This window comes from Bacillus sp. JJ1566, from assembly GCF_036962685.1.
Classification (GTDB): Bacteria; Bacillota; Bacilli; order Bacillales; family Bacillaceae_L; genus Ferdinandcohnia.
This window is the reverse complement of sequence record NZ_JBALOP010000044.1, coordinates 98,467-113,440: the sequence shown is the minus strand read 5'-3', so window position 1 is coordinate 113,440 and position 14,974 is coordinate 98,467. Positions and strand designations below refer to the sequence as shown.

Here is a 14,974-nt window from a genome sequence, read left to right as displayed (position 1 = left end):
ACAGGTCCCGTGTCCCACCATTTTTTTACAAATTAATATGAATCTACGTGTAGAATCTGGGACGATGTAAATAGTTCATCGGGCTTATTTATTGTGAAAAATTTGTTTAGTTTATGAAGATAAATTTCGGTTATTCATTCCCATGTAAATGTTTGTCAAAAATCTGTAAATCCGCTTTTTTTGAGTACTAATTGTGGTTTAATGATTTTGTAATTAGGAAGGAGGTTTGGCATGAGTCAGGTTGAATTAGCTGACATCTCTAAATCATACGATAAACAAAAGGATGTATTGGATGGTATTAATGTTTCGATTGAGGAAGGTGAGTTTTTCGTACTTGTTGGTCCTTCTGGTTCTGGGAAGAGTACGTTGCTTCGAATGATAGCAGGACTTGAAGAAATTTCTGGGGGGATATTGAAGATTAAAAATGAAGTAGTGAATCATCTCCCACCGAAAAATCGGGATTTATCCATGGTCTTTCAAAATTACGCATTATATCCACATTTAACGGTTGAACAAAATATTTTGTTTGGATTAAAAGCGAGAAAAGTGGATAAACAAGAACAGCAGAGCAGGCTTAAAGAGGCAGCAGAAATGTTAGGATTAAGCGAATTATTGAAGCGGAAACCAAGGGAGCTTTCCGGAGGTCAAAGACAACGGGTCGCACTTGGACGGTCAGTTGTAAGTCATGCCCCATTATGCTTAATGGATGAGCCACTCTCTAATTTGGATGCAAAGCTCCGTTCTAATATGCGGGTACAAATACGTAGATTGCAAAAACGCTTGGGGCTAACCATGATCTATGTTACTCATGACCAAGTCGAAGCGATGACGATGGGTGACCGAATAATGGTCTTAAATGAAGGTAAGATTCAACAAGTTGGTAAACCGATTACCTTATATAATGAACCAGAAAATTTATTTGTTGCGTCGTTTATCGGTTCACCAAAAATGAATTTAGGGAAGGTTGTATTTTCAGAGGATGGTACACAACTCATAATAGAAAATCAATTACATATATCAGTTGATCCAATGATTGTAAAGGATGTGCCGAGAGATCGGAACTTAGTTGTTGGTATTCGAGCAGAGCATTTATTTTCAGGCTTTGAAAGTGAAGATCAAATTACATATTTGGAAGCAGTGAATATTGAACAATTAGGAAATGAAACATCCATTGCTTTTGATGTTGGTTCAGAATTATGGACGGCAAAATGGCCAGGACAGTGGAATATCCAATTTGGACAAAGTGTGCCTGTGCAAATTTTACCCCAATACATACTGTTCTTTGATGGAGATACAGGTAAGTTACTCAAATCTGCTGAACTTGGGAAGAAACAAGAGGTTTTAGCTATATGAGCATGCTAAGTCCTATCATTGAAAACAAGGAAACCTTTGCAGTTCAAATTGAAAAAGCAAAAAAACAAAAACGGATGACTAGTTTGCTTAAAGGAATTCTATTTTTATTACCATCGATTGTTTTGTTTGGTGTTTTCGTGTTTTACCCCTTGTTTAAGACAATGTATCTAAGTTTCTTTTTGACAGATGCAAAGGGAGCAACAACCGTATTTGTTGGGTTGGAAAACTATATGTATATGTTTTCAGATCCTATTTTTCTAAAAAGCTTTAAAAAAACTTTTTTGTTTGTAATTTATACGGTACCTGCAACGGTGGTTATTAGTTTGTTTCTAGCCGTTATTTCCAATGAAAAGCTAAAGGGTATTGGCTTTTTTAGGACCATTTTTACCTCAACCATGGGCGTATCGGTTGCTGCTGCTTCCGTATTTTGGCTGTACTTATTCAATCCTACAATGGGGTTATTAAATCAAATACTTAAAAGTTTTGGAGCAGAGTCAATTGGCTGGCTCACAGATCCAAAATGGGCAATGATCGCGATTGCGATTACTACGATTTGGATGAATATTGGGTTCACATTCTTAATTTTGTTAGGTGGATTACAGTCCATCGACACCTCTTTATATGAAAGTGCTGATATTGAGGGTTCAGGCTATTTTTATAAATTTAGAAGAATTACGGTTCCAATGCTTTCACCGACCATATTCTTTGTGATTACCGTCTCCATTATCAATTCGTTCCAAACATTTGGGCAAATTGATATTTTAACCCAAGGTGGACCAGCGAATGAAACGAATTTGATTGTGTATTCCATTTACCGTGAAGCATTTGTGAATTATCAGTTCGGCTCAGCTAGTGCCCAGGCAATCGTGTTATTCATTCTAATTTTATTAATGACTGCACTGCAATTTAAGCTGGGCGAGAGGAGGGTCCACTATCAATGATGGTGCCATTAGGAAGAAAAGTAATCTTCTATCTATTATTGATCTCTTCAGCGATTCTAATTGCCAGACCGGCGGTGATGGCGATTGTCATGAGTTTCATGACGAACCAAGATATTTTAACGGCCAGTTTGCCGACCACACTAACAGCAGATAATTATGTTGCAGCTTTTGAACGATTTCCGTTAATTCAATATTTGATTAATAGTTTTGTAGTGTCGATTGTGATTATGCTTGGACAATTGGCATTATCCAGTCTAGCTGCTTATGCTTTTGTGTTTTTAGAGTTTAAGGGAAGAGATGTCTTATTTTACCTATTTATTGCGACAATGATGGTTCCTTTTGAGGCGTCCATTATTCCGAACTTTCACATTATCCGTGATTTAGGTTGGCTTGATAGTTATGCTGGGCTAACGATTCCATTTTTTGCAACAACCTTTGGAACATTTTTGTTACGTCAGAACTTTAAACAAATTCCTAAAGAATTAAGGGAAGCAAGCCAAATTGCAGGGATTGGTGATTTCAAATTTTACTTAACAGTCGTATTACCTGTAACAAAGACAAGCTTGGTCACATTAGGCATATATGGATTTTTAACATCGTGGAATATGTATCTTTGGCCACTATTAGCCACCACCAACGATACGGTTCGTACGGTGCAAATTGGCTTAAAGCAATTACAGACACAGGAACAATTAAATGATTGGGGCGTCATTATGGCAGGTGCAGTTATCGTGATCATCCCAACATTAATTTTACTTTTCTTAGGACAAAAGAAGCTACAAACAGGTTTAACAGAGGGCGCTGTAAAATAACAGATTCCTCGACAATATCATAAAAGGGAGCGAGAAAAAATGAAAAAAATACTGATGTTTCTTGCAATAGGTTTGCTTTTACTATTGGCGGCTTGTGGAGGAGATTCTACTTCTGGAGATAGCTCCAATAACACAGATTCAGGTAAAAGCTCGGATTCTAAAGAAAATAGTGAGCAACAAGTTGTGACATTCTGGCACTCCATGGGTGGTGCGGGTCAAGAAGCATTGAATAGTATTGTTGAAGACTTCAATAATTCACAGGAAGAGATTCAAGTAAATGCGGAATACCAAGGAACGTATGATGAATCACTAACAAAATTTAATGCTGTTGCAGGAACGGATAGTGCTCCGACAATGATTCAAACGTTTGAAATTGGAACGATGTCTATGATTAATAGTGGAAATATCAAACCAATTCAGGAATTAGTAGATGCTGATGGTTATGATATGAGTGGATTAGAAGAAAATATTATTAATTATTACTCATTAGATGGAAAATTTTATTCAATGCCATTTAACTCTTCAACACCAGTTATGTACTATAACAAGGATGCATTTATTGCTGCTGGTTTAGATCCAGAAACACCACCAGCAACTTATGAAGAAGTAGAGGGTGCTGGTAAAGCAATTGCTAAATCGAATCCAGAAATGAAAGGCTTCGCTTTGCAAGCGTATGGTTGGTTATGGGAGCAATTATTAGCAAATCAAGGTGCTTTACTACTGAACAATGACAATGGTCGTTCAGATACACCAACTGAAATTGGCTGGACAGAAGAAGAAGGAAAGTCCATTTTTGAATGGGTTAAACGAATGGTTGATGACGGTACATTTGCGAATTATGGAACAAATGGAGATAACATGGTTGCTGGATTCTTAGCAGGCGATGTAGCGATGTTCTTACAATCTTCAGCAAGTGCAAGGGATGTTATCGACAATGCTCCATTTGAAGTAGGGATTGCATTCCTTCCACACCCTGAAGATAAGGAACGTGAAGGGGTCGTAATTGGTGGAGCTAGTCTTTGGATGATTGATGAAAAACCAGAAGCGGAAACAAAAGCAGCATGGGAATTTATGAAATATTTACAGACTCCAGAAGTTCAAGCTAAATGGCATGTTGGTACAGGCTACTTTGCCATCAACCCAGATGCATACGAGGAACAATTGGTAATTGATGCGCATGCTGAAAAGCCACAATTACAAGTAACAGTTGAACAATTACAAGCAACTAAATCATCTTTTGCGACACAAGGTGCTTTAATGGATATGCTTCCACAAGGAAGAAAAGTGATGGAATCGGCACTTGAATCCGTATATAATGGCGGATCTGTTGACGAAGCCTACAGTACTGCAGTAGACCAATTCAATAAAGCAATTGAACAAGCAAATAAAGCAAGAGCAAAATAATTGAAAGGGACACGGGGACAGGTACCGTGTCCCACAATTTTTTTACAATAGACTCCAATGATATTTAGGGTGATTAAAACCTGGGACGATGAACCTGTCCCTCTGTCCCACAAAAAAACGGGAGGAAGGGTTGATTTTCGATGACAAAAATTTATGGGCACCGTGGAGCGAAGGGGATCTATCCGGAAAATACTTTACTTAGTTTTGAAAAAGCGATTGATCATGGTGTTGACGGGTTAGAATTAGACGTTCATTTGACAAAGGATGGGGAAGTTGTTGTGATTCATGATGAAACTCTTGAGCGGACAACAAATGGTGAGGGTTGGATTAAAGACTTGACCTTAGCTGAAATCAAAAAATATAGCGCTGGAGAACCGTTTACTCACTTTCAAGAATATGAAGAAGCTTGGAATAAAGAACAGGTTCCTACACTAGAAGAGGTTCTGATATTATTGGAACCATATCATGTTGAACTTAATATAGAACTAAAAACCTCTTCGGTAGCTTATGAAGGAATTGAAGAGAAGGTTAAAAATATCGTTGAACAATATGGAAAGAATCGGAATGTTATCTATTCATCCTTCCATTTGCCTTCGATTTTACGAATGAAACAGCTTGCTCCGAGTGCGAAAATTGCTTGGTTACTAAATGATGGCATTTCCCTTTCATCCGATTTTATAAATACCTTAGATTTGGAGGCTTTACATCTAAACAAAACGATTCTTTTACCTAAAAGAGAGATATACCAGCAGCTACTACAATTAAATGAACAATTCCCGATGCACTTACCAACGGAAGTAATAAATTATTTGAACCAAAAGGCAAATGAGGATAATGAGGATTTTTTCCACGGTTTATTTCATAAGTTAAGGGTTTGGACTGTCAATGAACCAACTGAAATTGAAAGATTATTAAGTTTGCATGTTGATACGATTATTACAGATTATCCGGATAGGGCCATACGCATTAGAGATGAACAAATGAAGATAGTATAAATAGGGACGCGGGGACAGGATCTGCGTCCTACCATTTTTTTACAAATTAATATTAATATACGTGTAGATTCTGGGACGATGAGCCGGTCCTTCTTCCCCAGACTTTACTATACTTTACTCTAAATCCAATATCTGTTAACACGAGGTTAACAAATCTTGCTTACAATAAGGGCTATAAATGATTAGGAGGAAAGTATCATGATTAAAAAGCCGTATGAATTAACGCAGTCTCAAAAGATGATGGTTTTTATTTTGTCGATGTGTCTTTATGGGTTAAGCAATATGTTTACGGAATTGGTTCCTTCATTAAAGCTAGGCCCAATCGAATTGTCCATTGATGCCTTTGCATTCATTCCTTTGACATTATGTATTTTATTCCATCCGCTTTATGCTGCAATTGGTGCATCAACAGGTGAAATTATCTTCGGTGAACTGATGCTAGGACAATTTGGTGGGATTGGAGAAATTGAAAAGTTCATTCTATTTTCTCTTGGAATGGCAATCGGCGGAATGATGGTTCGCAACCCTAAAAAAACATCTCAAGTTGGGATTGCGGCGATCACAGGATATGGTATTTTCCTTGTACTTGCCACATTGGTAGATATCTTAAAGGTAGTTATCGGGGTAGAGGATTTCGAAGCTGTGGAAGGGTTAGCAGAAAGTATAATCGTTATCGAAGGAGTAGAGTTTCTAACTGATTTAATCTTCACTGGAACATTATTTGTTTTACTTCCAACGGTGTATTTAGTGCCGCGATTATACGGGAAAATTGAACCATTATTAGGAATGAAGCCTCGTACAAGTCAAGTTCGAGTTTCAGCAGGAAAGGTATTTACACCGAAGTTTATTATAACAGGCATTATCCTATCTGTTGTTGCTTTCGGTGCAGAAACGCTAAGTGAAATGGATTTTGAATATGCAGTCTGGGAACCGGAATTTGTTGAATTATATGGTGACAAGGTGATTTGGATTGTAATCGGTGTAGCTGCTGTTTGCTCATTGGGTATCATATTATTTTTACTAAAAAAGGGCAAAGAAACGAAAGCAGGAGAGGATATCAACCGTGCAGGCTAAACCAATAGTTGAGATTCAAAATGTAAGCTTCCAATATCCTGGTAGCGATGCAGAAGTATTAAATAATGCTTCCTTAACGATAGATGAAGGGGAGTTCCTCGCGATTATCGGTGGAAATGGTTCGGGAAAATCAACCCTTTGCAAAACAATGAATGGACTTATCCCACGATTTTATGTAGGTGAATTTTCAGGAAATGTCATCGTAAATGGATTAAATCCGTCTGAACATGATGTGGCGGAGCTTTCAAAAGTAATCGGTTATGTGTACCAGGACTTTGAGAATCAATTATTACGGCCGACGGTGATTGACGATGCCTCATTTGCCCCATTAAATTATGGGTTATCAGATTTTAAAGAGCGTGGAAAATGGGCCTTAGAAGTTACAGGTCTCTCTGATGAAAGTGATGAGTTTACATGGCAATTAAGTGGAGGGAAAAAACATTTACTCGCTTTAGCTGGTGCCATTGCGATGAAACCAAAAATACTCATTGTCGATGAACCTGTTTCACAGCTAGATCCTCGGCATGCTACGCAAATATATGATGTGTTAAAGCATTTAAATGAAAAATATGGGTTAACGATTATCACAATCGAGCACCATACCGAGTTTATTGCCAATTATTGCAGCAATGTCGTCTTAATGGATAAAGGAAAAGTATTCTGGAAGAAGAATGTCCGAGAAGCTCTATCTAGTGTGGATGATTTAGTATCCCACCAAATTTATCCGCCACAGGTAACAATAGCAGCCTATAGTGTCGATAAAAGCGCTGACTATCCGATTACATTGGATGAAGCAGTGGATTATTTTAGTGGTAGAGGACCTGTTTATGATGAAGCTAATACGGTAGAACACGAGAATAAAGAGCCTGTTCTATCTTTGCGGGATATAACAGTTCACTACCGTACCATTAGTAAACACAAAAAGGCAGCATTAAAAGGGATTTCGACTACATTTTTCAAGGAAGATAAAATTGCTTTAGTCGGAAACAATGGATCCGGTAAATCAACTCTCCTTAAGGTGATAAGCGGGATTGTCAAACACACAAAAGGGGAGCTGGAATTTTCTAATCTACTTATTAAGAAACACACACCTGAAATTCTATCAAATCATGTCGCATATATTTACCAAAACCCTGAAGAGATGTTCATCGATGATAGTGTTCGGAAGGAAGTTGAATACTATTTGAAGGCGAGAAAAATTCAGGATTACTCAGCGCAAGTTGATCAGATTTTGGCTGATTTCGATTTAACTGACCTTCAGGATAGAGATGCTCGTTTACTAAGTGGTGGGCAACAACGACGTGTTTCCTTGGCAATTGGTGTCGCGATGAGCCCCTCAATCATGATTTTAGATGAGCCAACGGCAAATTTAGATATTGCTACTAAGAACAATGTAATCAAGATGCTTAAGAAGCTCCGAAGAAAAGTTGATACGATTGTTATTGCTACTCATGATATGCAGCTTGTCGCAGAATGGGCTGAACGAATTCTTGTTATGCATGATGGTGAACTAATTAAAGAAGGTTCAACGACTGAAGTATTTGGTCAGGAAGTTATCTTGGATCGTGCTGGATTAGTAGTTCCACAGATTGTTTCACTAAGTAAACAGCTTCAAATTCCATTACATTTATCCGTCGATTCCTTTGTGGAATTTTGGATTTCGCAAAAAGAACGAGGTGAATTAGTTGGAAATGGATAAGTTAATCCAAGATAAGTTTTCCTTGGAATATATTAAAAATGAGCTTGTGAAAACAGCCTATAGTGTAGAAGATAATTTGTTAACGAGGCTTGACCCACGCGTATTACTTATTTGGTATTGTTACTTTGCAATAGTACCATGGTTCATTTATAGTCATATTATTTTAATTGGATATTTTTGTTTTATGGTGTTTCTAACCTATAAAGCAAAGGTAAGTCCCCTGATTATTACAGTACTTGTACTAGGTCTAATTGGGGAAGTTGGGCTCCTTTTTCTTATATCTTTACTATTTGGAGGGAGTTTTGTGTCGTTACTTCCAATGATTTGGTTAAGTATTAAACTAGCAGCTATTTCTCTAGCAAGTGTTTCCGTTTTTAGTAGTATGAATCCAGAACGGTTTAGTGATGCACTCCTGAGACTAAGGTTCCCTGATAAACTCTCTTTTAGTATTGCTTATGGGTATCGTATTTTACCCACTTTATTTGAAGAATTTCAACAAATTATTCTTTCATATCGACTTAGAGGAAAGGCGCCTGAACGGAATGGAATTCTTTACTGGCGCAAGATTGTATATTTTTTATTTATCTTTATTCGTTCCTTTTATCCATTAATGTTGAACACAGCAAAGCGTTCTCGAACAACAGTAGAAGCGCTGGAAACAAAAGGTTTTACGTACGGATCGAATAATCGTAAACTCATTCAATTAAAAACGAGTTATTTAAAAATAACCTATCATGATTATGCCTTTATATTCATTACCTTTTTTTATTTGATCATAGTTCATAGCTTACATTTTGTTTTATAAAGGAGTGCGTAAAAGTGAAATTTGACTTTCATACACATGGAAAACTATCAAAGGGATTTGATTTTTCCCTGGATTACTATACTAATATGGCTAAACATGCCCTTGATTCTGGTTTAGATGCCGTTGCGTTAACGGAACATTTTAATACTAAAAATTTTCAAGAGGTTTATGATACGTTAGATGAAAACTTTCCTTATGAAGATGGCTATTATAACGTGTTAGGGTTAAAGGTCTTTCCTGGAATGGAAGTAGATATTCAAGAGGTTGGTCATATCTTATGTATTGGTGATCGTGTAGATGTGAGGTCTTTGCGTAATAGCTTAGACAACTACACCGAAGAAGGAAGATTTGTTCCAATTGAAAGATTACTAAACTTTGTATCTATGTATGACATGCTAGTCATAGGGGCACATCCTTTTAGACCAAGTACCCCGTTATTAAGAATAGAACCAATTTTGCTTCAACAGTTGGATGCTTTCGATTTAAACGGGAAGGACCTACACACTCGTGGAGTCGATGAAAACATAAGCGATGTTTTTTCATTTGCCGAGGAACTTAACAAACCAGTTGTAGGTGGAAGTGATACCCATCATTACAAGCAATTCGGTGCGGTTTATACTGTTCTTGAGAAACCATGCTCTAACGTTAGAGAATTAAAACAAATCATTTCAAACGATGAATTCACGGTTGAGGTTGCTGAAGATTTGCATGAAAGAGTCTCTGAGGCCGTTCAACTAAAAAAGATTGAAAAAGCTAAATTAGAAATCGAAAACGTGAAATAAGAGCGAGGGACGCGGTTAAAGCTGTGTCTCTCTTTTTTTAGTGACGAAGGGATAGATTAAATTTTTATTTTTGTGAATTATGTGTTATATTTAACAAATATTTTCAAATAATTGTACTATTACCAGCATGAGGTAGCCGATACAGCATCGTTTATCCAAAAATTTCGGAAAAGGAGGAATAATTGAAAATTGCTTAATTGGGATTCGAAATTTTCTACTGTTATCTACTAAAAAATTCTAGAAAAATATTTCAAATAAATCGTTACATAAAAGAAAAGGGCTGAATTACATATGAAAAAACCTCTAAGAGATAGCATTATAATTGGACTTGCGCTTTTTGCAACATTTTTTGGGGCAGGGAATTTAATTTTCCCACCATTTTTAGGGTTACAGTCAGGTGCAGATTGGTTTAGCGGCAGCATCGGATTTATTATTTCTGGGGTCATTTTCCCTATAATAGCGATTTATATTATCGCTTATGCAGGTGGTACCGTAGATCAGTTGACTAAAAAAGTACATCCTAAATTTTCACAATGGATACTGCTAGGCATTATGTTGTTTTCAAGCTTTATCGCCATTCCAAGAACAGGGGCTGTTACTCATGAATTAGGTATTCAGGCAGTTTTCCCATCGATTCCGGCAGCACCTATTGTCATCATTTTCTTCGCGTTAACTTATTATTTTGTAAATGACAGGAACAATGTTATCGATAAATTGGGAGCCTTTTTAACACCTGCATTAGTTGTCATTTTAATTGCTATCATCATTAATGGAGTCATAAACCCGGTTGGACAACCAGTAGACACAGAGATTTCAAGTAGTTTTGTTAATGCCTTTCTTGGCGGATATCAAACAGGAGACTTATTGGTAAGTTTTATGGTTGCAAGTGTGTTTATTTCACATATTGTTGGCAAGGGATATCGGTCTGAAAGGGAAAGAAATAAAATGACCGCATTTGCTGGGCTCGTTGCCTTTATCTTTTTAGTTCTCATCTATTCGGGGCTTTTATATTTAGGTGCTTCAGCCAGTGGGATGTATCCACAAAACATAGACAGGGCCGAATTATTATTAGTGATTGTAGAAACTATATTAGGTAAAGGCGGGCTTTACGGATTAGGAATCGTGGTGGCATTAGCATGTTTGACTACTTCGATTGGTTTGACTACAGCTGTTGCTCAATTTTTTGATAGTTTAACAAAAGGGAAGCTAAGTTATAAAACAACCGCGGCCATCGTTTGCGTCCTTGGCATTGTCATTGCATTATTAGGTGTAGATCGAATCATATTTATAGCAACACCGCTTTATCTGGCAATCTACCCGATTTGTATCGTAGTCATATTGGTTGGCATCTTCCATAGGCGCTTACCAAACACTGCCGCCTTTCAAGGTGCCGTGTTATTAACAGTGATTATTAGTGTAGCTGAAGCTATGACAGCGGCCGTAAATATACCATTTTTAACTCGTTTAATTGGGATGATTCCATTGAGCAGTAATGGGTTCGCATGGTTAATTCCAGCACTAATTGGATTCGTCGGCGGTGCAATGATTGGAAAATTTAAAGAAAAGGGGAAGGCTAAAGAGCAAGAGCATTCGGTTGCTAATTAAGGAGCTTTCTTGTTAAATAAAGGTTTCTGAAAAATAAAACACACGTCCCTCCCTCTTCCCAAAGAGATAGGCGACGTGTGTTTTAGGTTTTAATGACTACTCATATTGTAGTACTAAATATATTGTTATTTAAGTTTGTTTTCGTGATTGTTATTCTTTACCGGATGTGTTTTGCCGTGCTTCCCCTGCTTGACTTGGATTTCATTAACTGAGACAGTGCCGCTTACTTCGTTTCCTACTAAAACAAGGGGATTTCCAGTTGGACTTTCATTATGTGCAATAAATTCAAGTCCTTCAGGTGCCACATCACCAGCTATTGCTTCCGAAAAATCTCTAGTATTTAAATAGTTTTCAAACTTTGGATTCAGAGGGTCGGTAATGTTATATGCCATAACTCCGCCAATTCTCTCAAGTCCAACAAATGCATAGACTTGATTCCCAATCATGCCAACTTTCACATCTTCAGGCTCAGGTCCTTTTTTAGCACTGCGCTTTTCAAATTCATCATCGTCGTTAGACCAGTTAAATACTTCTGGCAAAAGCTCTGCTGTAATTTTTTCAAAATCACTTCCACTGTCGTAGACAAGCTCCATTGTATCAGCCTTCCAAATCGAGAAAGAACGACCTCCCAATGTATAAATAGCATCATTTCCGCGATCTGTTAGGACCTCAAGCTTATTAAAATCCTTTGAATTTTTCATTCTATCAAATTCGGCTTGTGCTTCCTCCGCTGTCATACCTTTAAACAGACTTGTGTCTAGTGTAATCGTACCCTTAACATCTTTAAAATCGTCAACATTGATAAAATCCGATTCATCCTCAGGCCACTCTGTTGCATCTCCCTCATTAGCAGTAACGAGATAATCGACACCACGGATGGTTACATGCGCAATCCCATCTGGCATATAAGATCCTAAAATCGGTAGTTTTTCAATTTCTATCTTACCGTTTCTTGCTGCATCCAATTCATTTCCTGCGATAGAGTGGTCTTTATAACCAAGAGATTTAACTGATAAAACCTTGCCTTTTTGAATATCAATTGTAGCAATAGCATTATTCTCTTGTAGGGAAACATATGCCTTTTTACCATCTTTTGAAATCGCAATGTATTCAGGTTCAAAATCTTTACTTGCATCTGCTTTTTTCCCATTCTTGCGAATATGCACATCATCATCAATCACACTTGTATCATCAAAGGTAATGTGTTTAACTTTTCCAGATGTAGTGTCAACAATTGTAATTGATCCTTCGGGGTCTTCCCCTTGAAGTCCTTGACGTGGTTCACCTTCGTTCGCTGATAAAATGTACTTTCCATTAGGAGTTATTTTAACCATGTCAGGTTGAACTCCAGCATCAAACATTTTTTGTATTTTTCCCTCAGGATTCATTACAACAATTTTTCCACTCTTTGTATAATCTTCATCTTGAACAGCAGCAACAATTACATTTTTAGAGCTATTAATATCAATGCTTGTTAAATCCCCATAAGTAAAAGTTTCGGAGTTCACAGCGTCTGCAATATTAATAGATTTTTCTTTCTGCAGTTCTTGCACTGTGTCAGTAGAGGCTAAATCTTTAAGACTAACTATATCAATTGTCTGTCCATGGCCATTAATCACGTAAAACTTTTGGTTGGCAGAATTATATTTAACTATTTCCGCAACACCGCCATCTTCATTGGTTAAACCAATGCTATAACCTGCAATTTTTTTAACCCCATCGGAATTCGGAGTATTTAATTTTGCATGTGCATGATTACCAGTAATTGAGCTTACCGAACCTAGTAAAAACCCAGCTAAAAGAACTTTACTGAACATTTTAAGCTTTTTATGACTCTTCATCTTATTGCCTCCAGGTATCATTTTCTATCTAAATCCAAAGCATTTCGACAGATATAAAAATGGTAACCTAGCAATATTTAAAGACTATTGAATAATTGTAAAGAATAGTTGGATTCCTTGTTAAAAGATTGTAAGGGTGAAATTAAAGTGGTAAATGAAATAGCTATTCTCACTTTATTTTTTCGTGGGGGAAATCAAAATAGAATGAAAGGAACTATATAAATGATACATATTGAAATAGAAGTTTTTAGTTGAAACCTACCGTGATTCCTATCACTAAATTTTTCATGCATTTAGCGTATGCTAGTAGAAAAAGACCAATCATATGGTACGGGTGAAGGAGGATAAGGGCAAAAATGATAGAGGGTCCTAAAATTACATTAAGTGCACCACTCCAGCAATTAAAGGATGAACATAAATCATTACGAGAAAACATGGACCGTTTTTATGAGACAGCGGAAGAAATCGAGTTCGAATCCGGTCCTGAAGTTCTTGAACTGTTTGCAAATTTATTTGAGCAGGTCTCAGTTTTCAATGGTATGCTAGGCGTCCATTCGAACCGTGAGGAAGAAGGCTTGTTTCCGTTAATGAACCGTCACCTTGGAGAAAATGATCGAACAATTGAGACAATGGAATTCGAACATCATAAGGCGGAACAGCATCTTCGTGATTTTCTTGACGAGGCGGTGAAAGCGGGGGCGAGCATCGATGAATACAAAGCGCAAACTATTACAGTATACGCGGTCCAAGCTTATGCGACATTAACACAACATTTTGCAAAGGAAGAAAATATGCTGTTTCCGTTAGCGGAGAAAATATTGTCAACTGAAGAAATGGATGAGCTTGAGCGAATACTTCTTAACCAATGAAATATATTATTTTTTGCCGCGGATTATTAGATTCGTGGCTTTTATATTTTGAAGTCCCAAGGGTTAAGAATTAATTACAAGTTTTTCTTTTGTTAACGGAGATTAACAATTCGTTTAAGAGTTGTTAATTCCAGATAAATCGACACATTTTAAGAGATTGCTTGTCTATAATGACGAGAGTCAGAGCAAAAGGTTAGATCATGGAGGAAGTTTGATGTTGGTAATAATAAGTTATCTAATCACTTATATCTTAAGTACCATTTGTATTTTTTGGCTAATAAATAAAGTATTTAAACAAGTGTCGTAAACCTAATCATGATTTACAGCTTTTTCTAAATAGAGGTGATAAAAATGGGGAATCTTTTAAGAAACGCAGTTCACTTAAAAAAGAAAGTACTTATTAGCAATCTAATTAATCTTGGAATTTATAAAAAAATGATAAGCATCTTTATGAATTGACTTTGAGTGAACTTGAGAAAGAGTATAAACTATATGGCCACGAACAACCATGACTAAATAACTAAAAATTACCTCTTTTGAAAATTTTTGAATAAATCGATTGACAGCAAATGAAATTGAGTGTAATTTAATAACAACAAACAAAAACTAAATTACCATTTTATTCTTATCCAGAGAGGTGGAGGGACTGGCCCTTTGAAGCCTCGGCAACAGACATTTTGTACTGTGCCAATTCCAGCAAGCGAAATGCTTGAAAAGATAAGAAGAGTGTATTGAACTTTTCACGTACGCCCTCTTCTTGTCTAGAAGAGGGTTTTTTAATTTAATCCAGTAGA

Annotated in this window: 13 protein-coding genes and 1 riboswitch; of the genes, 12 read left to right on the top strand and 1 reads right to left on the bottom strand. The window is 36.8% G+C overall.

The window, feature by feature from the left end:
• Nucleotides 1–231 precede the first annotated feature (231 nt).
• The 10 genes from V7112_RS17335 (at nt 232) to brnQ (ending at nt 11,470) form a co-directional block, all read left to right on the top strand.
• Nucleotides 232–1,353 carry an ABC transporter ATP-binding protein gene (locus V7112_RS17335; RefSeq protein ID WP_335422105.1) on the top strand — a complete coding sequence of 374 codons (1,122 nt, stop codon included), beginning with the start codon at nt 232–234 and terminating at the stop codon, nt 1,351–1,353.
• A gap of 2 nt (nt 1,354–1,355) precedes the next feature.
• Entirely contained in the window at nt 1,356–2,294 is a 939-nt protein-coding gene (locus tag V7112_RS17330; protein WP_438823910.1) for a carbohydrate ABC transporter permease, read from the top strand.
• The gene (locus tag V7112_RS17325) at nt 2,291–3,106 is read left to right on the top strand and encodes a carbohydrate ABC transporter permease (RefSeq protein WP_335422102.1); all 816 of its coding nucleotides are present in this window, start codon (nt 2,291–2,293) and stop codon (nt 3,104–3,106) included. The genes V7112_RS17330 and V7112_RS17325 overlap by 4 nt, the downstream gene beginning before the upstream one ends.
• A 39-nt stretch (nt 3,107–3,145) precedes the next feature.
• Complete coding sequence (locus V7112_RS17320) at nt 3,146–4,510, top strand: ABC transporter substrate-binding protein (protein WP_335422100.1); 1,365 nt, start codon at nt 3,146–3,148, stop codon at nt 4,508–4,510.
• Between the two features lie 140 nt (nt 4,511–4,650).
• Nucleotides 4,651–5,505: a glycerophosphodiester phosphodiesterase gene (locus V7112_RS17315; protein WP_335422098.1), complete on the top strand. Its 855-nt coding sequence runs from the start codon at nt 4,651–4,653 to the stop codon at nt 5,503–5,505.
• A 198-nt stretch (nt 5,506–5,703) separates the two neighbouring features.
• Nucleotides 5,704–6,579, top strand: coding sequence for a cell division protein FtsQ (locus V7112_RS17310; protein ID WP_335422096.1), 876 nt, complete (start codon nt 5,704–5,706; stop codon nt 6,577–6,579).
• Nucleotides 6,569–8,278: an ABC transporter ATP-binding protein gene (locus tag V7112_RS17305; RefSeq protein ID WP_335422094.1), complete on the top strand. Its 1,710-nt coding sequence runs from the start codon at nt 6,569–6,571 to the stop codon at nt 8,276–8,278. The genes V7112_RS17310 and V7112_RS17305 overlap by 11 nt, the downstream gene beginning before the upstream one ends.
• Entirely contained in the window at nt 8,271–9,083 is an 813-nt protein-coding gene (locus V7112_RS17300) for an energy-coupling factor transporter transmembrane component T family protein (RefSeq protein WP_335422092.1), read from the top strand. The genes V7112_RS17305 and V7112_RS17300 overlap by 8 nt, the downstream gene beginning before the upstream one ends.
• A gap of 14 nt (nt 9,084–9,097) precedes the next feature.
• On the top strand, nt 9,098–9,865 hold the full coding sequence (locus tag V7112_RS17295) for a PHP-associated domain-containing protein (RefSeq protein ID WP_335422090.1): 768 nt from the start codon (nt 9,098–9,100) through the stop codon (nt 9,863–9,865).
• 291 nt (nt 9,866–10,156) lie between these two features.
• On the top strand, nt 10,157–11,470 hold the full coding sequence (brnQ, locus tag V7112_RS17290) for a branched-chain amino acid transport system II carrier protein (RefSeq protein ID WP_335422088.1): 1,314 nt from the start codon (nt 10,157–10,159) through the stop codon (nt 11,468–11,470).
• Nucleotides 11,471–11,595: 125 nt separating this feature from the next.
• Here brnQ and V7112_RS17285 read toward each other — a convergent pair whose 3' ends face one another.
• Entirely contained in the window at nt 11,596–13,311 is a 1,716-nt protein-coding gene (locus tag V7112_RS17285) for a choice-of-anchor I family protein (protein ID WP_335422086.1), read from the bottom strand.
• Nucleotides 13,312–13,667: 356 nt separating this feature from the next.
• Here V7112_RS17285 and V7112_RS17280 point away from each other — a divergent pair, with 356 nt between their 5' ends.
• On the top strand, nt 13,668–14,180 hold the full coding sequence (locus tag V7112_RS17280; RefSeq protein ID WP_335422084.1) for a hemerythrin domain-containing protein: 513 nt from the start codon (nt 13,668–13,670) through the stop codon (nt 14,178–14,180).
• Nucleotides 14,181–14,635: 455 nt separating this feature from the next.
• Nucleotides 14,636–14,692, top strand: coding sequence for a hypothetical protein (locus V7112_RS23875; RefSeq protein ID WP_438823909.1), 57 nt, complete (start codon nt 14,636–14,638; stop codon nt 14,690–14,692).
• Between the two features lie 110 nt (nt 14,693–14,802).
• Nucleotides 14,803–14,904, top strand: a riboswitch (SAM riboswitch).
• The last annotated feature ends 70 nt before the right edge of the window (nt 14,905–14,974 follow it).